This is a genomic window from Burkholderia mayonis (assembly GCF_001523745.2).
Classification (GTDB): Bacteria; Pseudomonadota; Gammaproteobacteria; order Burkholderiales; family Burkholderiaceae; genus Burkholderia; species Burkholderia mayonis.
Genome location: NZ_CP013386.1, coordinates 2,703,643 through 2,724,364 on the forward strand (window position 1 = coordinate 2,703,643; position 20,722 = coordinate 2,724,364).

Here is a 20,722-nt window from a genome sequence, read left to right on the forward strand (position 1 = left end):
CGCCCTCCGCGTCAACCCGCGCCGACGAGCCGGTACCCGACGCCCGTCTCGGTGACGATGTGCTGCGGCTGCGCGGGATCGGCCTCGAGCTTCTGCCGCAGGTGCGCCATGTAGATCCGCAGGTAGTGGTGGCTCTCGACGTGCGTCGGCCCCCAGACGTCGCGCAGCAACTGCCGGTGCGTGAGCACGCGGCCCGCGTGCCGCACGAGCGTCGCGAGCAGCCGATACTCGAGCGGCGTCAGATGGACGACCTCGCCGCCGCGCCACACGCGCCGCAGCGCGAGGTCGACGGACACGTCGCCGAACTTCACGAGCGGCGACTCGGCCACGCCGCCCTGATTGCGCCGCCGCAGATGCGCGCGAATCCGCGCGAGCAGCTCGGACACGCCGAACGGCTTCGTCAGGTAGTCGTCGGCGCCCGCGTCGAGCGCGGCCACCTTCTCTTCCTCGTGCGTGCGCGCCGACAGCACGATCACCGGCATCTCGGACCAGCCGCGCAGCTCGCGGATCACGTCGAGGCCGTCGCCGTCCGGCAGGCCGAGATCGACGATCGCGAGATCGGGCTTGCGCGTCGCGGCTTCGATCAGGCCCTGGCGGCCCGTTTCGGCGTCGAACACGGCGATCCCCTCTTCCTCGAGCGCGCTGCGCACGAAACGGCGGATTTGTTTTTCGTCTTCGATCAGGACGACGGTGACGGTCGGTTCACTCATGGGCAGGCGGATGTTCGTTGGATACGGGCGCCGACGCGCCGTCGTCACGTTGTGGCGCGGGCGCCGCCGAAGCGGATCGGGCGCGCTCGCCGGCGGGAGCGGAGGCAGGCGTTCCGGCAGCGCGTTCGCCGCCGCGTCCGCGTTCATCGGCGACGCGCTCGTCGGCCGCGAAACCGCCCGGCGCGCGCGGCCCGGCGGCGGATTCGCCAATCGCGCCGCCGAGCGCGGCGTTGCCTGCGCCAGCGCCTTCATTCGCTTCGGCGTCCGCTTCCTCGTCGACGACGCCGGGCTCGGGCGGCGGCGTCTCGACCGGCAGCGTGAACCAGAAGCGCGCACCCTCGACCTTGCCGCCGGACCCGACCCGGTTGAGCGCGCCGATTTTACCGCCGTGCGCGTCGACGATCGCGCGACAGATCGCCAGCCCGAGGCCGATGCCGGGCGTCGCCGATTCCTTCTCGCCGCGCGTGAATTTCTCGAAGATCCGCGTCTCCATACCGGCCGGCAGCCCCGGGCCGTGATCGTCGACGAACACGCGCACGAACGGCCGGCTGTCGTCGATGATCCGCTCCGCGCCGATCTCGATCGGCGTATCGAGCGGCGTGTACTTCGCCGCGTTCTCGAACAGGTTCGCGAAGAGCCGCTCCATCAGCACCGCGTCCATCTGCAGCAGCGGCAGGTCGGCGGGCAGCCGCACCCGCGCCGGATGGCGCGCGAGCACGCGCTTGCACGCGGCGAGCGCCGCGCCGACCGTCTCCTCGAGCAGCGACCACTGGCGCTTGAGCTGCAGGCTGCCCGCCTGCAGCCGCGCCATGTCGAGCAGGTTCGTGACGATTCCCGTCATCCGCAGCGCCTCGTCGTGAATCGCCTCGACGAGCTCGTCCTCGCGCGCGGGCGGGCCGTCGCCGCCATCGTTGCGCATCGCGCCGCGCGCGTTCGCGAGCATCGACGACAGCCCGACGATCGCCGTGAGCGGCGTGCGCAGATCGTGCGAGATCGCCGACAGCAGCGAGTTGCGCAGCCGCTCGGACTCCATGTTGACGAGCGCGTCGCGCGCGATGTCGACGTAATGGACGCGCTCGAGCGCGAGCGCGATCTGCGCGGCGAACGCGTCGAGCATCCGCTGCTGCTCGGGCACTTCGAGCTCGCGCGAATCCTTCGTGACGACGGCGAGCACGCCGCGCGTGCGCATCGGCGCCTTCAGCGGCAGATAGAGCGCGGCGGCGGCGGGCAGCGTATCGGTGCCGTGGCCCGCCGGCTTCTGCTGGTCGTACACCCATTGGCCGACGTCGATGTCGAGCGCCGCGCCCGTGATCGTCACCGTCTCGTCGGGATTCTCGATCTTCTGCTGGACCTTGTCGCCGCTGTCGGGCAAGAGGATCGCGACGCGCGCGCGGAACACCTCGGACACGTGCCGGCTGCCGATCTCGACGATCTGCTCGGCCGTCAGCGCCGCCGCGAGCTCGCGCGCCATTGCGTACATCGCGCTCGTGCGCCGCTCGCGGCGGCGCGCGATATACGCGCCGCGCGTGAGGCTCGACGTCAGATGGCTGATCACGAGCGACGTGAGCAGCATTCCGAAAAAAGTCAGCAGATACTGCGTATCCGACACGGAGAACGACATCCGTGGCGGCACGAAGAAGAAATCGAACGCGGCGACCGACAGGAACGACTGCACGACGCCCGGCCCGCGCCCGAGGCGCACCGCCGAGAACACGACGCCGAGCAGGTACAGCATCACGAGGTTGGTCAGGTCGAGCTGGCTGTGCAGCAGGTTCGCGACGACCGTGATGAGCGCGCAGATCGCCGCCGCATAGCCGTAGTTGCGCGGCGGCGAGCGGCCGTCGACGACGCTCGAGAACGCGTCGCGCCACGCGCGCGCGCCCGGATCGAGCGGCGTGCGCGCGTCTTCGCTCGCCGACGCGCGGATCAGCATCAGGTCGACGTCGCCCGAGCGCTCCGCGAGCTGCTCGCCGAACGGCCGCGAGAAGCGGCGCAGGAAGCCGCTCTTCGACGAGCCGCCCGCGACGATCTTCGACACGTTGCGCACCTGTGCATAGCCGATCAGCGCGGCGACCGCGTCCGCGCCCGTCAGCGTCGCCGTCTCGGCGCCGAGCTCGGCCGCGAGCTTCAATGCGTTGAGCGTGCGCTGCCTGACCGCGCCCGGCAGCCGCGCGAGCCGCGGCGTCTCGACGTACACGGCGAGCCAGTCGGCCTTCAGGCTCGCGGCGAGGCGCGCGGCCGCCCGCACGAGCGTCGGCGCCTCGGGGCCGGGGCCGACGCACACGAGCAGGCGTTCGCGCGCCTGCCAGATCCGCTGGATCGAGCGGTCCGCGCGATACTCGCGCATCTGCGCGTCGACGCGGTCGGCCGTGCGGCGCAGCGCGAGCTCGCGCAACGCGATCAGGTTGCCCTTGCGGAAGAAGTTGCGCACCGCCCGCTCGGCCTGCTGCGCCAAATAGACCTTGCCTTCGCGCAGCCGGCTCAGCAGCTCCTCGGCCGGCAGGTCGACGAGCGTGACTTCGTCGGCGACGTCGAACACGCGATCGGGCACGGTTTCCCACACGCGGATGCCCGTGATCGCGCCGACCACGTCGTTCAGGCTCTCGAGATGCTGGACGTTGACGGTCGTGTAGACGTCGATGCCCGCGTCGAGCAGCTCGTACACGTCCTGCCAGCGCTTCAGGTGCCGCGCGCCCGGCACGTTCGAGTGCGCGAGCTCGTCGACGAGGACGAGCTGCGGGCGGCGCGCGAGCGCCGCGTCGAGATTGAACTCGCCGAGCGTGCGGCCACGGTATTCGATCTGCGCGAGCGGCAGCACGTCGAGCCCGTCGAGGAGCGACGCCGTTTCGCTGCGGCCGTGCGTCTCGACGATGCCGACGACGACGTCGACGCCTTCCTGCTTGCGCGCGCGCGCAGCCAGCAGCATCGCGTAGGTCTTGCCGACGCCCGCCGACGCGCCGAAGAAAACCTTCAGCTTGCCGCGCTGCTGCTTTTCCTCTTCCCGTTGAATCTTGTCGAGAAGCTGGTCAGGATCGGGACGGTTCATGCGAGGCCGAAGTCTCCGGTTGGCGGCTGAAATTCATTGTCGTTCGAAACCGCCCCAAAAGGAAAGGACGACGCCGAGGCGGCGTCGTCCGGATGTCGTGGCGACAAGGGCGGCGGCGCGCTCACGCCGCCGCGTTCGCCACGATCGCCGCGAACGCGCCCGCGCGGCCTGGCGGACGGCGCGGCGCTCCCCGGCGTCTCGCGTCAATGCGCGTCAATGCGCGGCCTGCGCGGCATCGAGCGCGAGGTTCAGCTTCAGCACGTTCACGCGCGGCTCGCCGAGCACGCCGAACTGCCGGCCTGCCGTATTGTCCGCGACGAGCCGCCGCACCGCGTCTTCCGCCATCTTGCGCGCTTGCGCGACGCGTGCGACCTGGTAGTCGGCCGCGGCCGGGCTGATTTCCGGATCGAGGCCGCTCGCCGACGCCGTCACGAGATCGACGGGCACGGGCTTCGACAGATCGGTGCCCGCCGCCTTCAGCGCGTCGAGCCGTCCTTTCACCTGGTCCTTGAGCGACGGATTGAGCGGCCCGAGATTCGAACCGCCCGAGTTGGTCGCGTTGTACGGCATCGGGCTCGTCGCGGACAGGCGGCCCCAAAAGTACTGCGGCGCATCGAACTGCTGGCCGATCAGCGCGGAGCCGACGACCAAGCCGTCCTTCTCGATGAGGCTGCCGTTCGCCTGCGACGGGAACACGGCCTGGCCGAAGACCGTCATCACGGCCGGATACGCGAGCCCCGTCACGGCGACCAGCACGACGAACACGACGATGAGCGGACGAAACAGTGATTTCATGGCGATGTTCCTTTAAACCCAGCCGAGGGCGGCGAGCACGACGTCGATCAGCTTGATGCCGACGAACGGCACGAGAATCCCGCCCAGGCCATAGATGAACAGATTGCGGCGCAGCAGCGACGCGGCGCCGAGCGCGCGGTAGCGCACGCCCTTCAGCGCGAGCGGAATCAAGAGCACGATGATGAGCGCGTTGAAGATCACGGCCGACATGATCGCCGACGCGGGCGTCGCGAGATGCATCACGTTCAGCGCGTTCAGTTGCGGATAGGTCGTCGCGAACGCGGCCGGGATGATCGCGAAGTACTTCGCGATGTCGTTGGCGATCGAGAACGTCGTGAGCGAGCCGCGCGTCATCAGCATCTGCTTGCCGATCTCGACGATCTCGATCAGCTTGGTCGGATTCGAGTCGAGGTCGACCATGTTGCCCGCTTCCTTCGCCGCCTGCGTGCCCGAGTTCATCGCGACCGCGACGTCGGCCTGCGCGAGCGCCGGCGCGTCGTTCGTGCCGTCGCCCGTCATCGCGACGAGCCGGCCCGCCGCCTGATGCTCGCGGATCGTCGACAGCTTCGCCTCGGGCGTCGCTTCCGCGAGGAAGTCGTCGACGCCGGCTTCCGCCGCGATCGCCGCGGCCGTCAGCCGGTTGTCGCCCGTCACCATCACGGTCTTGATGCCCATCTTGCGCAGCTCGGCGAAACGCTCCTTGATGCCGCCCTTCACGATGTCCTTCAGCTCGATCACACCGAGCACGCGCGCGACACCCCGACCGGCCGCATCGGCATGCTTCTCCGCGACGACGAGCGGCGTGCTGCCGCGGCGCGCGACGTCCGTCACCGCGTTCGCCACGTCGGCCGGGAAGCGGCCGCCGTTCGCCTCGACGTATTTCTTCACCGCCTCGGCCGCGCCCTTGCGAATCTCTCGGCTCGGCGCCCCGGAGGAAGTCCCATGGGGGGACAGATCGACGCCGCTCATCCGCGTCTGCGCGGAGAACGACAGGAACACCGCATGCAGCGCGGCCATGTCGCGCTGGCGGATGTTGAAGCGCTCCTTCGCGAGCACGACGATGCTGCGGCCTTCCGGCGTCTCGTCGGCGAGCGACGATAATTGCGCGGCGTCGGCGAGCATCACTTCGGTCACGTCCGGCGCCGGCAGGAACGTCGACGCCTGGCGGTTGCCGAGCGTGATCGTGCCCGTCTTGTCGAGCAGCAGCACGTCGACGTCGCCCGCTGCCTCCACTGCACGGCCCGACGTCGCGATCACATTCGCCTGCATCATCCGGCTCATTCCGGCGACGCCGATCGCGGACAAGAGGCCGCCGATCGTCGTCGGGATCAGGCACACGAGCAGCGCGACGAGCGCGGTGATCGTCACGACGTGGCCCGCCTTCATCGCTTCGACGGAGAACATCGAGAACGGCAGCAGCGTCGCGGTCGCGAGCAGCATCACGATCGTCAGCGCGACGAGCAGGATCGTGAGCGCGATCTCGTTCGGCGTCTTCTTGCGCTTCGCGCCTTCGACCATCGCGATCATCCGGTCGAGGAACGCCTCGCCCGGGTTCGCCGTCACCTGGACGACGATCCAGTCGGACAAGACGCGCGTGCCGCCCGTCACCGACGAGAAGTCGCCGCCCGATTCGCGGATCACGGGCGCCGATTCGCCGGTGATCGCCGATTCGTCGACCGACGCGACGCCTTCGATCACCTCGCCGTCGGCGGGAATCGTATCGCCCGCCTCGACGAGCACGACGTCGCCGCGGCGCAGATCCGACGCCGTCGTGATACGCACGGGCGACTTCGGATGCGGCTCGTTGAGCTTCTTCGCCATCACGTCCTTCTTCGCGCTGCGAAGCGACGCGGCCTGCGCCTTCGAGCGGCCTTCGGCGAGCGCCTCGGCGAAGTTCGCGAACAGCACGGTGAACCACAGCCACAGCGTGACCGCGAGAATGAAGCCCGCGGGCGCCTCGGCCTGCCCCATCAGCGCGGCGATCCACAGGATCGTCGTCAGGATGCTGCCGACGTACACGCAGAACATCACCGGGTTGCGGAACTGCGTGCGCGGCGTGAGTTTCTTGAACGAATCGACGATCGCCGGGCGCACGAGCGCCGGGTCGAACATCGATCGCGTAGCGGAATGTTGAGTCATTGCAATCCTCAGATGCGCATCGCCAGTCGTCTGGCTTTGCGCGAGTCCTCTCGTGTCGTATGCGTGCTCAATGCGCGCCGACGAACAGCATCAGGTGTTCGACGCCCGGGCCGAGCGCGAGCGCCGGCACGTACGTAAGCGCGCCGACGAGCAGCACCGTGCCGAGCAGCAACACGACGAACAGCGGCCCGTGCGTCGGCAGCGTGCCGCTCGTCGCGGCGATGCGCTTCTTCGTGGCGAGCGAGCCCGCGATCGCGAGCACCGGCACGATCGTGCCGAAGCGGCCGAACCACATCGCGATCGCCGTCATCCAGTTGTAGAACGGCGTGTTGACAGACAGACCGCCGAACGCGCTGCCGTTGTTGTTCGCGGCCGAGCTGAACGCGTACAGGATCTCCGAGAAGCCGTGCGGTCCCGGGTTGGCGATGCCTGCCTTGCCCGCGTCGGCGAGCACGGCGATCGACGTGCCGACGAGCACGAGAAGCGGCGTCAGCAGCACGACGATCGACACCATCTTCATCTCATACGACTCGATCTTCTTGCCGACGTACTCGGGCGTGCGGCCGATCATCAGGCCCGCGACGAACACCGCGAGGAGCGCGAACACGAGCATCCCGTAAAGCCCCGAGCCGACCCCGCCGAAGATCACCTCGCCGAGCTGCATCAGGAGCATCGGCACGAGGCCGCCGACGGGCGTCAGCGAATCGTGCATCGCATCGACCGCGCCACACGACGCGGCCGTCGTCGCGACGACGAAAATGCCCGTCTGCGCAATGCCGAAGCGCGTTTCCTTGCCTTCCATGTTGCCGCCCGCCTGCAGCGCGCTCGGCGCCTGGTCGACGTTCAGCGCCGCGAGCACGGGCGTGCCGCCCTGCTCCGCGCTCGTCTCGACGCCGATCGCAACCGCGAGCGCGACCGTCATCGCGGCGAGCACCGCGACGCCCTGCCGGCGATCGCCGATCACGCTGCCGAACACGAGGCAAAGCGCGGCCGGAATGATCAGGATCGAGAAGATCTCCAGGAAGTTCGAGAACGGCGTCGGGTTCTCGTACGGATGCGAGGAGTTGCCGTTGAAGAAGCCGCCGCCGTTCGTGCCGAGCATCTTGATCGCTTCCTGCGACGCGACGGGCCCCATCGCGAGCGTCTGCGACTTCACGGGCGTTTGCACCGTCACCGGGTTGCCTTTCGCGTCCTTGACGGGATTGCCCTGCGCGTCGAGCTTCGGCGCCGCGTAGGTGGTCGTCTGCAGCGTCGGCACGTCCTGGTACGCCTTCAGGTTCTGGATCACGCCCTGACTCATCAGGAGCGCGGCGATGATCGCGGCCATCGGCACGAGCACGTAGAGCGTCACGCGCGTCACGTCCACCCAGAAGTTGCCGATCGTCTGCGCGGTATGGCGGGCGAAGCCGCGGATCAACGCGATCACAACGACGATGCCCGTCGCCGCCGACAGGAAGTTCTGCACGGTCAGGCCGAGCATCTGCGTCAGATAGCTGACGGTCTGCTCGGGCGTGTAGTCCTGCCAGTTCGTGTTCGTGACGAACGACACGGCGGTGTTGAACGCGCTGTCGACCGTCATCGGGCCGAAGCTTTGCGGATTGCCGGGCAGCAGCCCCTGCACGCGCAACAGCGCATAGAGGAACAGCGCGCCGAGCGCGTTGAACGCGATCGTCGCGAACGCGTACTGCTTCCAGCTCATCTCGGTGTGCGGATCGACGCCCGCGATCCGGTAGAGCACGCGCTCGAGCGGACCGAACACGCGCACGACGGCTGACGAGCCGTCCATCACGCGCGTCAGATAGCGCGAGACCGGCACCGCCGCCGCGATCAGGACGACGATGAAAAGCGCCGTCTGCAACAGATTGTTCGCGTTCATTCGATGTCCTCCGCGCGCAGCAGCGCATAGACGAGATACGCGAACAGCAGGAACGTCGACGCCCCCGCCAACCACAACATCCAGCTCATGAACGCCCCCCGCGACCGTATTGCGCGAGTTTCTCGCAACCGGCGATCAGCGCGAGCATCAACCCCGTGAAAAGCGCCAGACCGCCTATGTAAACCGCATCCATTTTTGTTTCTCCGTGTTCCAAATCGAACCGGTGAAACGTTAGAGGATCGCGTGTAAAGGGCAGGTCAAAGGTTCGAAGGAGGGCGTAAAAAACGCGTAAACCGTCGACGGGCGCGCAGCCGGCGCGTTGCGTGCCATCCGGCGTCGGGCGGCGCGGCGCGCCCTCCGGTCAGCGACCGTCCTGTGCATGGCGCTGCTGCATGGAGGTGCGCGGCGGCCGAGTGCAGAAGCCGCGTGAACAGCATCGTGACGTTGCTCGTGCCCGCAGCCGGGTTCAAGCGTCGTTTGCGTGATCGGCGTGATCGACAGGCCGCGCGCGAGCTCGTCGACCGCACTCACGACGCGCAAGTGTGCTCGCCGGCGCCCGACCGTCATCCCCGTTTCCGAGGCGAAAAGGCGCATCAGCGCGCGGGCTCGCATACATGTGCGGGTCGGCGCGCGCCGACCTCGGCGCATCCGCCTCGGGGAACGCGCGCCCGCGCGGTCAAGGCACCAGGATCGTCGATCCCGTCGTGCGCCGCGCCTCGAGATCGCGGTGCGCCTGTGCAACGTTCTCGAGCGGATAGCGCTGCTGGATGCTCGTCTTCACGCGTCCCGACATGAGCACGTCGAACAGCTCGGCCGCGTTGCGATCGAGATCCTCGCGCTTCGCGATGTACGAGAACAGCGTCGGCCGCGTGAAGAACAGCGAGCCGCGCGACGAGAACTCCTTCGAGTCGATCGGCGGCAGCGGCCCGGACGCGTTGCCGAAGCTGACGAAAAGCCCGAGCGGCGCGAGGCAGTCGAGCGAGCCAACATATGTATCCTTGCCGATCGAGTCGTAGACGACCGGCACGCCCGCGCCGTTCGTGATTTCCTTCACGCGTTCGGTGAAGTTCTCGCGCGTGTAGACGATCGGATAGTCGCAGCCGTGCGACTTCGCGAGCGCGGCCTTCTCGTCGGAGCCGACCGTGCCGATCACCGTCGCGCCGAGCGCCTTCGCCCACTGGCAGACGAGGAGGCCGACGCCGCCCGCCGCCGCGTGAATCAGGATCGTGTCGCCCGGCTTGACCGGGTACGTGCGGCGCAGCAGATACTGCGCGGTCAGACCCTGCAGCATCGCCGACGCCGCGTCGTCGTAGCCGATGCCGTCCGGCAGCTTGACGAGCTTCGCGGCGGACAGCACGCGCTCCTGCGCGTAGGCGCCCGGCGGCTGCGCGACGTAGGCGACGCGGTCGCCCGGCTCGAGCGTCGTCACGCCGACGCCGATTTCCGTGACCTCGCCCGCCGCCTCCATGCCGAGGCCGCCCGGCAGCGGCTGCGGGTAGAGGCCGGTGCGGAAATAGACGTCGATGTAGTTGAGGCCGACCGCGTGCTGCCTGATGCGGACTTCGCCCGGCTGCGGCGCGCCGACATCGACGTCGACCCACTTCATGACTTCCGGGCCGCCCGGATGGTCGTAACGAATTGCCTTCGGCATGCTGGCTCTCCTGGTTGCGTTGAGCGTTGAGTTCGGAATCGGCTGGCGCGCCCGGTCGATGCGCGGGCGCGCGGAATGCGTAGACGAGCGCGCCGTCCGCGACGAGCGGGCGAAACGAGACGCACGCCCGACGACGTTGCCGCCGCCGGCGCACGCTCGCGTCGCGCCGCAAGATTGTCGCGCGTTGTGAGAACGCTTGCAGAACTTGGCTTCGACGCGGAATCGATGCGTCATCGAATTGGAAAACGGCCGGCCCGCGCCGGCGGACGGCACAAGCGCCGCGCGATGCGGTGCGGTGCGGCAGCCACGATAAGCGCGCCGTCACGCTTTCAGCGAGCGGCGGCGCAGCCGAACCGCGACGGCGACGCCGCCTGACAGCGGCGGCGCGCCCGGAAAGCCATGTCAACGATGTCGAAAGACGGCGGCGCGCCCGAGGGGGGGAATGCAGCGATGCGATATGGCCGCGATGCCCCCCGTGAAGCAACGAGCGGCGGGCAGCCCTGCCGATGCCGTCCGCCGCGTGCGCTCGGCGGCCGCCGCTCCCGCTGGCGCCGGCGCGCCCGCCCAAGCCCGATCCCGGCCGCGCCGGATCGTCCGCTCGCGGCGCGCCGCGCCGCTCACGCCTTCGCCGCGAGCCGGCGCGTCAGGTCGTCGAGCAGCATCCGCGCCGTCGCGACGTTGGTCGCGACCGGCACGTCGTGCACGTCGCACGCGCGCACGAGCGCGGTGATGTCCGGATCGTGCGGCTGCGCGGTCATCGGATCGCGCAGGAAGATCACGACGTCGACGCGTCCGTCCGCAAGCTCCGCGCCGATCTGCAAGTCGCCGCCGAGCGGCCCCGACAGCTTGCGCTCGACCTCGAGCCCGAGCGCCTGCGCGATCCGTCCGCCCGTCGTGCCCGTCGCGACGAGCCGGCATTGCGCGAGCGTCGGCCGGTATGCGCTCGCGAGCGCGACGATTTCATCCTTCTTCGCGTCGTGCGCGATCAGCGCAATGCGGGGTGTGCTCATCTGCGAATCCTTTTCTGCTGACCTATCGATGCGGGTCGAGCCCGCGCGCCGCGTGCGACCGCGGCCGGCGCCCACGCGCCGCACCGCTACTTTACGGGCTGCGAGCCCGGGACGACAGGTTCAAAACGTGCCGGGATACGCGCCGCCGTCGAGCAGCCAGTTCTGCCCGGTGATGTAGCCCGCGTGGACGCTGCACAGGAACGCGCACGCCGCGCCGAACTCGTCGGGCGTGCCGAGGCGCTTCGCCGGAATCTCGTTCGTGCGCCGCGCGCGCAGTTCGTCGACCATCGCGCCTTGCGCCTTCGCCGCGGCGGCGAGCGTCGTCGCGATCCGGTCGGTGTCGAAGAGGCCCGGCAGCAGGTTGTTGATCGTCACGTTGTGCTCGGCGACCTTGCGCGCGAGCCCCGCGACGAAACCCGTGAGGCCCGACCGCGCGCCGTTCGACAGCGCGAGCACGTCGATCGGCGCCTTCACGGCCGAGCTCGTGATGTTGACGATGCGGCCGAAGCGGCGCGCGATCATTCCGTCGACGGTCGCGCGGATCAGCTCGATCGGCGTCAGCATGTTCGCCTCGAGCGCGCGAATCCAGTCGTCGTGAGAGAAATCGCGAAAATCGCCGGGCGGCGGGCCGCCCGCGTTCGTCACGAGGATGTCGGGCTGCGGGCACGCGGCGAGCGCGGCCGCGCGGCCTTCGGGCGTCGTGATGTCGCACGCGACAGCCGTCACGTCGGCGCCCGTCTTCGCACGGATGTCGGCCGCGGCGGCATCGAGCGTCTCCCGCGTGCGCGCGACGATCACGAGCTTCGCGCCCTCGGCCGCGAGCGCTTGCGCGCAGCCGCGCCCGAGCCCCTTGCTGGCCGCGCACACGAGCGCGGTCCGTCCTGCGATTCCCAGATCCATTGAACGTGTTCCTTGCCGATGTCTGCCTGACGAAATCCCTCGCCGGCGGGGCCGCCGGACGCGACGCCCGCGCGTTTCCCGCCGCCTGCGACCGAACGCGCGTCGAAACGACGATAATATCCGGATCGCGAGCGTTCATCTTCGGTAAACTTGCGGCTGTTCCGCGCGCGGACTGCCGACCCGGCCCGCCCGCCGTCCCCGAATCCCTTGAGCCGCCGCCCCATGAAACAGGACAGCCGTTTTCCGAACCTCTTCATCCTCGACCATCCGCTGATCCAGCACAAACTCACGCACATGCGCGACAAGGACACGTCGACGCGCACGTTCCGCGAGCTCTTGCGCGAGATCACGCTGCTGATGGGCTACGAGATCACCCGCAACCTGCCGATCACGACGAAGCGGGTCGAAACGCCGCTCGTCGAGATCGACGCGCCCGTGATCGCCGGCAAGAAGCTCGCGATCGTGCCCGTGCTGCGCGCGGGCGTCGGGATGTCGGACGGCCTGCTCGAGCTGATTCCGTCGGCGCGCGTCGGCCACATCGGCGTGTACCGCGCCGACGACCACCGCCCGGTCGAATACCTGGTGCGCCTGCCCGATCTCGAAGACCGGATCTTCATCCTGTGCGATCCGATGGTCGCGACGGGCTATTCGGCCGCCCACGCGATCGACGTGCTCAAGCGCCGCGGCGTGCCGGGCAACCGGATCATGTTCCTCGCGCTCGTCGCAGCGCCGGAAGGCGTGCAGGTGTTCCAGGACGCGCATCCGGACGTGAAGCTCTACGTCGCGTCGCTCGACTCGCACCTCGACGACCACGCATACATCGTCCCGGGCCTGGGCGACGCGGGCGACCGCCTGTTCGGCACGAAAAACTGACGGGAAAAAACGGCGATTCGTGCTGGCGCGGGCCCTGCCCCGCCGCCCGCTCTCGCGCGGCCATCCCTCGGCGCGCCGCGGCTCGCGCGCGGTTCGGCGGCGGTTCGGCCATCGCCCGGCCGTCAAACGGCGCACCGTCGCGTGATAAAATCTCATTCCACTCGACAACGCGCGGCCCAAGCGGCGCTCGCCCGCTCACGCGGCCGCCGGACTCAACGACAGACACATTGCTAAACGCCGGCGCGGCATGCGCGCGGGCGGACGGAGAAAAGTATGGCTGGTCACTCGAAATGGGCCAACATCAAGCATAAGAAAGCGGCAGCCGACGCGAAGCGCGGCAAGATCTGGACACGCCTCATCAAGGAAATCCAGGTGGCCGCGCGTCTCGGCGGCGGCGATCCGAACTCGAACCCGCGCCTGCGTCTCGCGGTCGACAAGGCGGCCGACGCGAACATGCCGAAGGACAACGTGAAGCGCGCGATCGACCGCGGCGCCGGCGGCGCGGACGGCGCGAACTACGAAGAGATCCGCTACGAAGGCTACGGCATCGGCGGCGCGGCGATCATCGTCGACACGCTGACCGACAACCGCACCCGCACCGTCGCCGAAGTGCGCCACGCGTTCTCGAAGTTCGGCGGCAACATGGGCACCGACGGCTCGGTCGCGTTCATGTTCGATCACGTCGGCCAGTTCCTGTTCGCGCCGGGCACGTCGGAAGACGCGCTGATGGACGCGGCGCTCGAAGCGGGCGCGAACGACGTGAACACGAACGACGACGGCTCGATCGAAGTGCTGTGCGACTGGCAGGAATTCTCGAAGGTGAAGGACGCGCTCGAAGCGGCAGGCTTCAAGGCCGAACTCGCCGAAGTCACGATGAAGCCGCAGAACGAGGTCGAGTTCACCGGCGAAGACGCGGCGAAGATGCAAAAGCTCCTGGACGCGCTCGAAAATCTCGACGACGTGCAGGAGGTGTACACGAACGCCGTCGTCGTCGAGGAATGAACGTTGAGCGGCCGCACTTTCCGGCGAAAGGCGGCCGCAGCCGAATCTCGCGGCCGGCCCGCTTCGTGCGCGCCGGCCGTCCTATTTTCTAGTCTGCGGGGAATCCCATGAAACTACTCGTCGTCGGCTCCGGCGGCCGCGAACATGCGCTCGCCTGGAAGCTCGCCCAGTCGCCGCGCGTCCAGCTCGTCTACGTTGCGCCCGGCAACGGCGGCACCGCGCAGGACGAGCGCCTGAAGAACGTCGATCTGAGCTCGCTCGACGATCTCGCCGATTTCGCCGAGTCCGAAGGCGTCGCGTTCACGCTCGTCGGCCCGGAAGCGCCGCTCGCGGTGGGCATCGTCAACCATTTCCGCGCGCGCGGCCTGAAAATCTTCGGCCCGACGAAGGAAGCTGCGCAGCTCGAGAGCTCGAAGGATTTCGCGAAAGCGTTCATGAAGCGCCACGGCATTCCGACCGCCGACTACGAAACCTTCACCGACGCGGCCGCCGCGCACGCGTACATCGATTCGAAGGGCGCGCCGATCGTCGTGAAGGCCGACGGCCTCGCGGCCGGCAAGGGCGTCGTCGTCGCGACGACGCTGGAAGAGGCGCACGAGGCCGTCGACATGATGCTGTCCGGCAACAAGCTCGGCGACGCCGGCGCGCGCGTCGTGATCGAGGCATTCCTCGACGGCGAGGAAGCGAGCTTCATCGTGATGGTCGACGGCAAGAACGCGCTCGCGCTCGCGTCGAGCCAGGATCACAAGCGCCTCCTCGACGGCGACCGCGGCCCGAACACGGGCGGCATGGGCGCGTACTCGCCCGCGCCGATCGTCACGCCGCAGATGCACGCGCGCGTGATGCGCGAGATCATCATGCCGACCGTGCGCGGGATGGAGAAGGACGGCATCCGCTTCACTGGCTTCCTGTACGCGGGCCTGATGATCGACAAGGACGGCAACCCGCGCACGCTCGAATTCAACTGCCGGATGGGCGACCCGGAGACGCAGCCGATCATGGCGCGCCTGAAGAGCGATTTCTCGAAGGTCGTCGAGCAGGCGATCGCGGGCACGCTCGACACGGTCGAGCTCGACTGGGACCGCCGCACCGCGCTCGGCGTCGTGCTCGCCGCGCACGGCTACCCCGATTCACCGAGGAAGGGCGACCGGATCAACGGGGTTCCGGCGGAAACTGCGCATTCTGTGACGTTCCACGCGGGCACGACGTTCGACGGCGACAAGCTCATCACGTCGGGCGGGCGCGTGCTGTGCGTCGTCGGCCTCGCGGATTCGGTGCGCGGCGCGCAGCAGGCCGCATACGAAACGGTCAACCAGATCAACTTCGAGGGCATGCAGTACCGCCGCGACATCGGCTACCGCGCGCTCAGCCGCAAGACGGTCTGACCCGCCGCGCCGCCGCCACTCGCCCGCCGGCTTCGCGGCCGGCGCGCCCTCTCCTCTGCCGGGGTTCGCTAGAATGCCCGGCAGAAGCATTTTTTGACGGCGTCCGTCAGGCGGACGCCGCCCCACATCGATGACCGATTCGACTTACGACGTCAACCGAGTACGCGCGTATCTGCAAGGGCTGCAGACGCGCATCGCCGATGCGCTCGGCGCCTTCGACGGCACCCCGCTCGCCTCCGACGCGTGGCAGCGCGGCCCCGGCGAGCGGCTGCGCGGCGGCGGCTGCACGCGCATCCTCGAGGAAGGCGGCTTCTTCGAGCGCGCGGGCGTCGGCTTTTCCGACGTCGCGGGCGACGCGCTGCCGCCGTCCGCGAGCGCCGCGCGTCCGCAGCTTGCCGGACGCGGCTTCGAGGCGCTCGGCGTGTCGCTCGTGCTGCACCCGCGCAATCCGTACTGCCCGACCGTCCACATGAACGTCCGGATGCTGATCGCGACGAAGCCGGGCGAAGCGCCCGTGTTCTGGTTCGGCGGCGGCATGGATCTGACGCCGATTTACGGCTTCGACGAAGACGCGCAGCATTTCCATCGCACGTGCCGCGCGTCGCTCGACCCGTTCGGCGCCGATCTGTACCCGCGCTTCAAGAAGTGGTGCGACGACTATTTCTTCCTGAAGCACCGCAACGAGGCGCGCGGCGTCGGCGGGATCTTCTTCGACGACTTCTCGGAGCTCGGCTTCGAACGCTCGTTTGAAATGCTGCGAAGCGTCGGCGATGCGTTCCTGCCATCGTACCTGCCGATCGTCGAGCGGCGCCGCGACACGCCGTACGGCGAGCGCGAGCGCGCGTTCCAGGCGTACCGGCGCGGCCGCTACGTCGAGTTCAATCTCGTGTTCGACCGCGGCACGCTGTTCGGCCTGCAAAGCGGCGGGCGCACCGAGTCGATTCTGCTGTCGATGCCGCCGACGGCGAGCTGGCGCTACGACTGGCGCCCGGAACCGGGCACGCCGGAGGCGCGCCTTTACAGCGACTTCCTCGCGCCGCGCGACTGGGCATGAGCCGCTCCGCCGCCCGCCGAGCCGATCCCGCGAAAGGACCCGTTCTGCATCCCGACAACGCCGGCCAGCCCCCGCTGCCGCGCCGCATCGGCATGCTCGGCGGCACGTTCGATCCGATCCACGACGGCCATCTCGCGCTCGCGCGCCGCTTCGCCGGCGTGCTGCGCCTGACCGAGCTCGTGCTGATGCCGGCCGGCCAGCCGTATCAGAAGCAGGACGTCTCGTCGGCCGAGCACCGGCTCGCGATGACCCGCGCGGCGGCGGGCTCGCTCGTGCTGCCGGGCGTCGCCGTCAGCGTCGCGACCGACGAGATCGAGCACGCCGGCCCGACCTACACCGTCGAGACGCTCGAGCGCTGGCGCAAGCGGATCGGCCCCGACGCGTCGCTGTCGCTGCTGATCGGCGCCGACCAGCTCGTGCGCCTCGACACGTGGCGCGACTGGCGCAGGCTCTTCGACTTCGCGCACGTGTGCGCGGCGACGCGGCCGGGCTTCGACTTCGCGGCGGCGTCGCCCGCCGTCGCGGCCGAGATCGCGAGCCGGCAGGCGAGCGCGGACGTGCTGCAGGCGACGCCCGCCGGGCGCCTGCTGATCGACACGACGCTCTCGCTCGACGTCGCCGCGACCGACATCCGCGCGCACCTGCGCGCATGCATCGCGCGACGCGCGCAGGTGCCCGACGCATCCGCCGAGCACGTGCCCGGCGCCGTCTGGGCCTATATTCTCCAACACCGTCTCTACCATCCCTGATTCCATGGATATCCGCAAACTCCAGCGCGTGATCGTCGACGCTCTCGAAGACATCAAGGCACAAGACATCAAAGTGTTCAACACGAGCCATCTGACCGAGCTGTTCGACCGCGTGATCGTCGCGTCCGGCACGTCGAACCGGCAGACCAAGGCGCTCGCGTCCAACGTGCGCGACAAGGTCAAGGAAGCAGGCGGCGACGTCGTCAGCTCCGAGGGCGAGGACACGGGCGAATGGGTGCTCGTCGACTGCGGCGACGCGGTCGTCCACATCCTGCAGCCTGCGCTGCGCCAGTACTACAACCTCGAGGAAATCTGGGGCGACAAGCCCGTGCGGATGAAGCTGGGCGGCCCGGCGTCGCCGAATGCGCGCGGCGCGCGCGCCGCCGACGGCGCCGATGAAGACGACGACGTGGACGACGAGGCCCCCGTCGCGCGCCCGGCCCGCAAGACGACGGCCGCGCGCCGCCGCTGACGCGCCGCCTCGCCGCCTTCATTGCTTTCGCCGCCATGAAACTGCACATCGTCGCGGTCGGCCACAAGATGCCCGGCTGGATCACGACCGGCTTCGACGAATATACGAAGCGGATGCCCCCCGAGCTGCGAATCGAGCTGCGCGAGGTGAAGCCCGAGCTGCGCTCGGGCTCGCGCACGGCCGAGAGCGTGATGGCCGCGGAGAAGCAGCGGATCGAGGCCGCGTTGCCGAAGCACGCGCGCGTCATCGCGCTCGACGAGCGCGGCCGCGACTGGACCACGATGCAGCTCGCGCAGGCGCTGCCCGCGTGGCAGCAGGACGGCCGCGACGTCGCGTTCGTGATCGGCGGCGCCGACGGGCTCGATCCGGCGCTCAAGTCGCGCGCCGAACTGCTGCTGCGCGTGTCGAGCCTCACGCTGCCTCACGGCATGGTTCGCGTGCTGCTCGCCGAGCAGCTTTACCGCGCGTGGAGCATCACGCAGAATCACCCCTATCATCGCGCGTAGCGGCCGTCGCCCGACGCGCCGCGCACGCGCCCATCGAGACAAGACGATGCCCGACAGCGCTGCTGCCCCGTCCTACCCGTTCATTTACCTCGCCTCGCAAAGCCCCCGCCGCCGGGAACTGCTCGATCAGCTCGGCGTGCGCTACGAACTGCTGACGCCCGCGCCCCATGAGGACGCCGAAGCGCTCGAAGCCGAGTTGCCGGACGAGGCGCCCGACCATTACGTGCTGCGCGTGTGCGTCGCGAAAGCCGAAGCGGCGCGCGCGCGGCTCGTCGCGAACGGCAAGCCGGCCGCGCCCGTGCTCGTCGCCGATACGACCGTGACGATCGACGGCGCGATCCTCGGCAAGCCCGCCGACGCCGCCGGCGCGCTCGCGATGCTCACGCGCCTCGCCGGCCGCACGCACGAAGTACTGACGGCGCTCGCCGTGATCGACGCGACGGGCGAGCTGATGCCGCCCGCGCTATCGCGCTCCGAGGTCCGTTTCGCGGCGGCGGCGCCCGCCGCGCTCGCGCGCTATGTCGAGAGCGGCGAACCGTTCGGCAAGGCGGGCGCCTATGCGATCCAGGGGCGCGCGGCGGAATTCGTCGAACGAATCGACGGTTCCCATTCGGGTATCATGGGTCTGCCCCTTTTTGAGACCGCGGCGCTGCTTCGCGCGGCGCACGTCTCCTTCTGAATCACACCATGAACGAAGAAATCCTGATCAACATCACGCCGCAGGAAACGCGGGTCGCGCTCGTCCAACAAGGCGCGGTGCAGGAGCTTCACGTCGAGCGCACGCTGTCGCGCGGGCGCGTCGGCAACATCTATCTCGGCAAGGTCGTGCGCGTGCTGCCCGGCATGCAGTCGGCGTTCATCGACATCGGACTCGAGCGCGCGGCGTTCCTGCACGTCGCCGACATCTGGCAGCCGCGCGCGGGCGACGCGCCCGCCGTCGTGCACCAGCCGATCGAGAAGATCGTGTTCGAGGGGCAGACGCTGATGGTTCAGGTGATCAAGGACCCGATCGGCACGAAGGGCGCGCGGCTGTCGACGCAGATCAGCATCGCGGGCCGCACGCTCGTCTACCTGCCGCAGGAGCCGCACATCGGCATCTCGCAGAAGATCGAGAGCGAGACCGAGCGCGAGGCCGTGCGCGCGCGGCTGACCGCCGTGATTCCCGCCGACGAGAAAGGCGGCTACATCGTGCGCACGATCGCCGAGGACGCGACGGGCGACGAGCTCGCCGCCGACGTCGCGTACCTGCGCAAGACCTGGGCGACGATCGTGGCGCAAGGCCAGCGCCTGCCCGCGACGAGCCTGCTGTATCAGGATCTCGATCTCGCGCAGCGCGTGCTGCGCGATTTCGCGAACGACGACACGACGCGCATCCAGGTCGATTCGCGAGAGACGTACCAGCGGCTCGTCGACTTCGCGGGCGAGTTCACGCCGGCCGTGAGCCCGAAGCTGCACCACTACACCGGCGAGCGGCCGCTCTTCGACCTGTACAACATCGAAACCGAGATCCAGCGGGCGCTGTCGCGGCGCGTCGATCTGAAATCGGGCGGCTACCTGATGATCGACCAGACGGAAGCGATGACGACGATCGACGTAAACACGGGCGGCTACGTCGGCGCGCGCAACTTCGACGACACGATCTTCAAGACGAATCTCGAGGCCGCGCACACGATCGCGCGGCAGTTGCGGCTGCGCAACCTCGGCGGGATCATCATCATCGACTTCATCGACATGGAGAACGCCGAGCATCGCGACGCGGTGCTCGCCGAGCTGAAGAAGGCGCTCGCGCGCGACCGCACGCGCGTGACGGTAAACGGCTTCTCGCAGTTGGGGCTCGTCGAGATGACGCGCAAGCGCACACGCGAATCGCTCGCGCACGTGCTGTGCGAGCCGTGCCCGACCTGCCAAGGCAAGGGCCAGGTGAAGACGTCGCGCACCGTCTGCTACGACGTCCTGCGCGAAATCCTGCGCGAGTCGCGGCAGTTCAATCCGCGCGAATTCCGCGTGATCGCGTCGCAGCAGGTGATCGATCTCTTTCTCGATGAGGAATCGCAGCATCTCGCGATGCTGATCGACTTCATCGGCAAGCCGGTGTCGTTGCAGGTCGAGTCGAATCTGAGTCAGGAGCAGTACGACATCGTGCTGATGTAGCAATCGCCGGCGTCACCGCCGCCGCAAGCCGCGCCGAGCGCCAAGACGCACGGCGGCATGGAGGCGCGAAACCGGCCCACGCCTCCATGCAGGAAGCACCGGAGGCCGTGTCGACCGGCAAGTCGATCGGCATCGCATCGGCGCCGACGGCGTACGCCCCCAAAGAGCCCGGCCGCCGACGGGCGCGTTTCAATGTCGATTCACCGAGAAGATGACGAATCAATGTTGGGAATCCTGAACGGCACGCCCTCTGTAGAAAAACCTGTCGGCCGAAGTCTCGATATCCACTCGCCCGCCGTGCTCGCATCGAGCCTCCTCGATTCGGTCACGGACATGCGTCGCGCGCGGCAAGCAAGCCGTAAGCCGCTCCAAGCGGTCTTTCGCGCCGCGACGATCCTGGGCC

Annotated in this window: 18 protein-coding genes; 9 read left to right on the forward strand and 9 right to left on the reverse strand. The window is 68.9% G+C overall.

Annotation, left to right across the window (positions count from 1 at the left end; genetic code table 11):
- Positions 1-11: 11 nt before the first annotated feature.
- From kdpE to WS70_RS13045, 9 genes are all read right to left on the reverse strand, one after another.
- Positions 12-710, reverse strand: a complete 699-nt coding sequence (gene kdpE, locus WS70_RS13000; protein ID WP_059471583.1) for a two-component system response regulator KdpE — start codon at positions 708-710, stop codon at positions 12-14.
- Positions 703-3,756 (reverse strand): DUF4118 domain-containing protein, encoded by a 3,054-nt coding sequence (locus tag WS70_RS13005; protein WP_059596643.1) that lies wholly within the window; start codon positions 3,754-3,756, stop codon positions 703-705. Before WS70_RS13005 ends, kdpE begins: the two co-directional genes overlap by 8 nt.
- Before the next feature lie 213 nt (positions 3,757-3,969).
- Positions 3,970-4,551 carry a potassium-transporting ATPase subunit KdpC gene (gene kdpC, locus WS70_RS13010; protein ID WP_059471581.1) on the reverse strand — a complete coding sequence of 194 codons (582 nt, stop codon included), beginning with the start codon at positions 4,549-4,551 and terminating at the stop codon, positions 3,970-3,972.
- A 12-nt stretch (positions 4,552-4,563) separates the two neighbouring features.
- On the reverse strand, positions 4,564-6,690 hold the full coding sequence (gene kdpB / locus WS70_RS13015; RefSeq protein WP_082722160.1) for a potassium-transporting ATPase subunit KdpB: 2,127 nt from the start codon (positions 6,688-6,690) through the stop codon (positions 4,564-4,566).
- A 67-nt stretch (positions 6,691-6,757) separates the two neighbouring features.
- Positions 6,758-8,566 (reverse strand): potassium-transporting ATPase subunit KdpA, encoded by a 1,809-nt coding sequence (gene kdpA / locus WS70_RS13020; RefSeq protein WP_059596645.1) that lies wholly within the window; start codon positions 8,564-8,566, stop codon positions 6,758-6,760.
- The gene (gene kdpF / locus WS70_RS13025; protein WP_004550719.1) at positions 8,563-8,655 is read right to left on the reverse strand and encodes a K(+)-transporting ATPase subunit F; all 93 of its coding nucleotides are present in this window, start codon (positions 8,653-8,655) and stop codon (positions 8,563-8,565) included. Before kdpF ends, kdpA begins: the two co-directional genes overlap by 4 nt.
- A 587-nt stretch (positions 8,656-9,242) precedes the next feature.
- Positions 9,243-10,217: a quinone oxidoreductase family protein gene (locus WS70_RS13035; RefSeq protein WP_059596698.1), complete on the reverse strand. Its 975-nt coding sequence runs from the start codon at positions 10,215-10,217 to the stop codon at positions 9,243-9,245.
- Positions 10,218-10,834: 617 nt separating this feature from the next.
- Positions 10,835-11,227: a methylglyoxal synthase gene (locus tag WS70_RS13040; RefSeq protein WP_059469502.1), complete on the reverse strand. Its 393-nt coding sequence runs from the start codon at positions 11,225-11,227 to the stop codon at positions 10,835-10,837.
- A 120-nt stretch (positions 11,228-11,347) separates the two neighbouring features.
- Positions 11,348-12,127: an SDR family oxidoreductase gene (locus tag WS70_RS13045; protein ID WP_059596646.1), complete on the reverse strand. Its 780-nt coding sequence runs from the start codon at positions 12,125-12,127 to the stop codon at positions 11,348-11,350.
- Positions 12,128-12,349: 222 nt separating this feature from the next.
- On the opposite strand from WS70_RS13045, the gene upp reads away from it, so the two are divergent.
- The 9 genes from upp to rng all read left to right on the forward strand — a co-directional run bounded on the left by upp (position 12,350) and on the right by rng (position 20,319).
- Positions 12,350-13,000 (forward strand): uracil phosphoribosyltransferase, encoded by a 651-nt coding sequence (gene upp, locus WS70_RS13050; RefSeq protein WP_059469500.1) that lies wholly within the window; start codon positions 12,350-12,352, stop codon positions 12,998-13,000.
- 273 nt (positions 13,001-13,273) lie between these two features.
- Entirely contained in the window at positions 13,274-14,002 is a 729-nt protein-coding gene (locus WS70_RS13055) for a YebC/PmpR family DNA-binding transcriptional regulator (protein ID WP_059596647.1), read from the forward strand.
- A gap of 107 nt (positions 14,003-14,109) precedes the next feature.
- Positions 14,110-15,387: a phosphoribosylamine--glycine ligase gene (gene purD, locus WS70_RS13060; protein WP_059596648.1), complete on the forward strand. Its 1,278-nt coding sequence runs from the start codon at positions 14,110-14,112 to the stop codon at positions 15,385-15,387.
- 130 nt (positions 15,388-15,517) lie between these two features.
- Positions 15,518-16,441: an oxygen-dependent coproporphyrinogen oxidase gene (gene hemF / locus WS70_RS13065; protein WP_059596649.1), complete on the forward strand. Its 924-nt coding sequence runs from the start codon at positions 15,518-15,520 to the stop codon at positions 16,439-16,441.
- A complete protein-coding gene (locus WS70_RS13070; RefSeq protein ID WP_059596650.1) occupies positions 16,438-17,190 on the forward strand; it encodes a nicotinate-nucleotide adenylyltransferase in 753 nt (250 codons plus the stop codon). Before hemF ends, WS70_RS13070 begins: the two co-directional genes overlap by 4 nt.
- A gap of 4 nt (positions 17,191-17,194) precedes the next feature.
- Positions 17,195-17,662, forward strand: coding sequence for a ribosome silencing factor (gene rsfS, locus WS70_RS13075; protein ID WP_059596651.1), 468 nt, complete (start codon positions 17,195-17,197; stop codon positions 17,660-17,662).
- A 35-nt stretch (positions 17,663-17,697) separates the two neighbouring features.
- On the forward strand, positions 17,698-18,168 hold the full coding sequence (gene rlmH, locus WS70_RS13080; protein WP_059596652.1) for a 23S rRNA (pseudouridine(1915)-N(3))-methyltransferase RlmH: 471 nt from the start codon (positions 17,698-17,700) through the stop codon (positions 18,166-18,168).
- Between the two features lie 46 nt (positions 18,169-18,214).
- Positions 18,215-18,847, forward strand: a complete 633-nt coding sequence (locus WS70_RS13085; protein ID WP_059469493.1) for a Maf family protein — start codon at positions 18,215-18,217, stop codon at positions 18,845-18,847.
- A gap of 8 nt (positions 18,848-18,855) precedes the next feature.
- On the forward strand, positions 18,856-20,319 hold the full coding sequence (rng, locus tag WS70_RS13090) for a ribonuclease G (protein ID WP_059596653.1): 1,464 nt from the start codon (positions 18,856-18,858) through the stop codon (positions 20,317-20,319).
- Positions 20,320-20,722 lie beyond the last annotated feature (403 nt).

What these genes read in the sequence shown, in the direction of transcription:
- upp (WP_059469500.1), top strand. Translation starts at nt 12,350, where the DNA reads ATGAAACAGGACAGCCGTTTTCCGAACCTCTTCATCCTCGACCATCCG.
- hemF (WP_059596649.1), top strand. Translation starts at nt 15,518, where the DNA reads ATGACCGATTCGACTTACGACGTCAACCGAGTACGCGCGTATCTGCAA.
- kdpF (WP_004550719.1), bottom strand. Translation starts at nt 8,655, where the DNA reads ATGAGCTGGATGTTGTGGTTGGCGGGGGCGTCGACGTTCCTGCTGTTC.
- kdpC (WP_059471581.1), bottom strand. Translation starts at nt 4,551, where the DNA reads ATGAAATCACTGTTTCGTCCGCTCATCGTCGTGTTCGTCGTGCTGGTC.
- rlmH (WP_059596652.1), top strand. Translation starts at nt 17,698, where the DNA reads ATGAAACTGCACATCGTCGCGGTCGGCCACAAGATGCCCGGCTGGATC.
- WS70_RS13055 (WP_059596647.1), top strand. Translation starts at nt 13,274, where the DNA reads ATGGCTGGTCACTCGAAATGGGCCAACATCAAGCATAAGAAAGCGGCA.
- kdpE (WP_059471583.1), bottom strand. Translation starts at nt 710, where the DNA reads ATGAGTGAACCGACCGTCACCGTCGTCCTGATCGAAGACGAAAAACAA.
- kdpA (WP_059596645.1), bottom strand. Translation starts at nt 8,566, where the DNA reads ATGAACGCGAACAATCTGTTGCAGACGGCGCTTTTCATCGTCGTCCTG.
- purD (WP_059596648.1), top strand. Translation starts at nt 14,110, where the DNA reads ATGAAACTACTCGTCGTCGGCTCCGGCGGCCGCGAACATGCGCTCGCC.
- kdpB (WP_082722160.1), bottom strand. Translation starts at nt 6,690, where the DNA reads ATGACTCAACATTCCGCTACGCGATCGATGTTCGACCCGGCGCTCGTG.
- rng (WP_059596653.1), top strand. Translation starts at nt 18,856, where the DNA reads ATGAACGAAGAAATCCTGATCAACATCACGCCGCAGGAAACGCGGGTC.
- WS70_RS13070 (WP_059596650.1), top strand. Translation starts at nt 16,438, where the DNA reads ATGAGCCGCTCCGCCGCCCGCCGAGCCGATCCCGCGAAAGGACCCGTT.
- rsfS (WP_059596651.1), top strand. Translation starts at nt 17,195, where the DNA reads ATGGATATCCGCAAACTCCAGCGCGTGATCGTCGACGCTCTCGAAGAC.
- WS70_RS13040 (WP_059469502.1), bottom strand. Translation starts at nt 11,227, where the DNA reads ATGAGCACACCCCGCATTGCGCTGATCGCGCACGACGCGAAGAAGGAT.
- WS70_RS13005 (WP_059596643.1), bottom strand. Translation starts at nt 3,756, where the DNA reads ATGAACCGTCCCGATCCTGACCAGCTTCTCGACAAGATTCAACGGGAA.
- WS70_RS13045 (WP_059596646.1), bottom strand. Translation starts at nt 12,127, where the DNA reads ATGGATCTGGGAATCGCAGGACGGACCGCGCTCGTGTGCGCGGCCAGC.
- WS70_RS13035 (WP_059596698.1), bottom strand. Translation starts at nt 10,217, where the DNA reads ATGCCGAAGGCAATTCGTTACGACCATCCGGGCGGCCCGGAAGTCATG.
- WS70_RS13085 (WP_059469493.1), top strand. Translation starts at nt 18,215, where the DNA reads ATGCCCGACAGCGCTGCTGCCCCGTCCTACCCGTTCATTTACCTCGCC.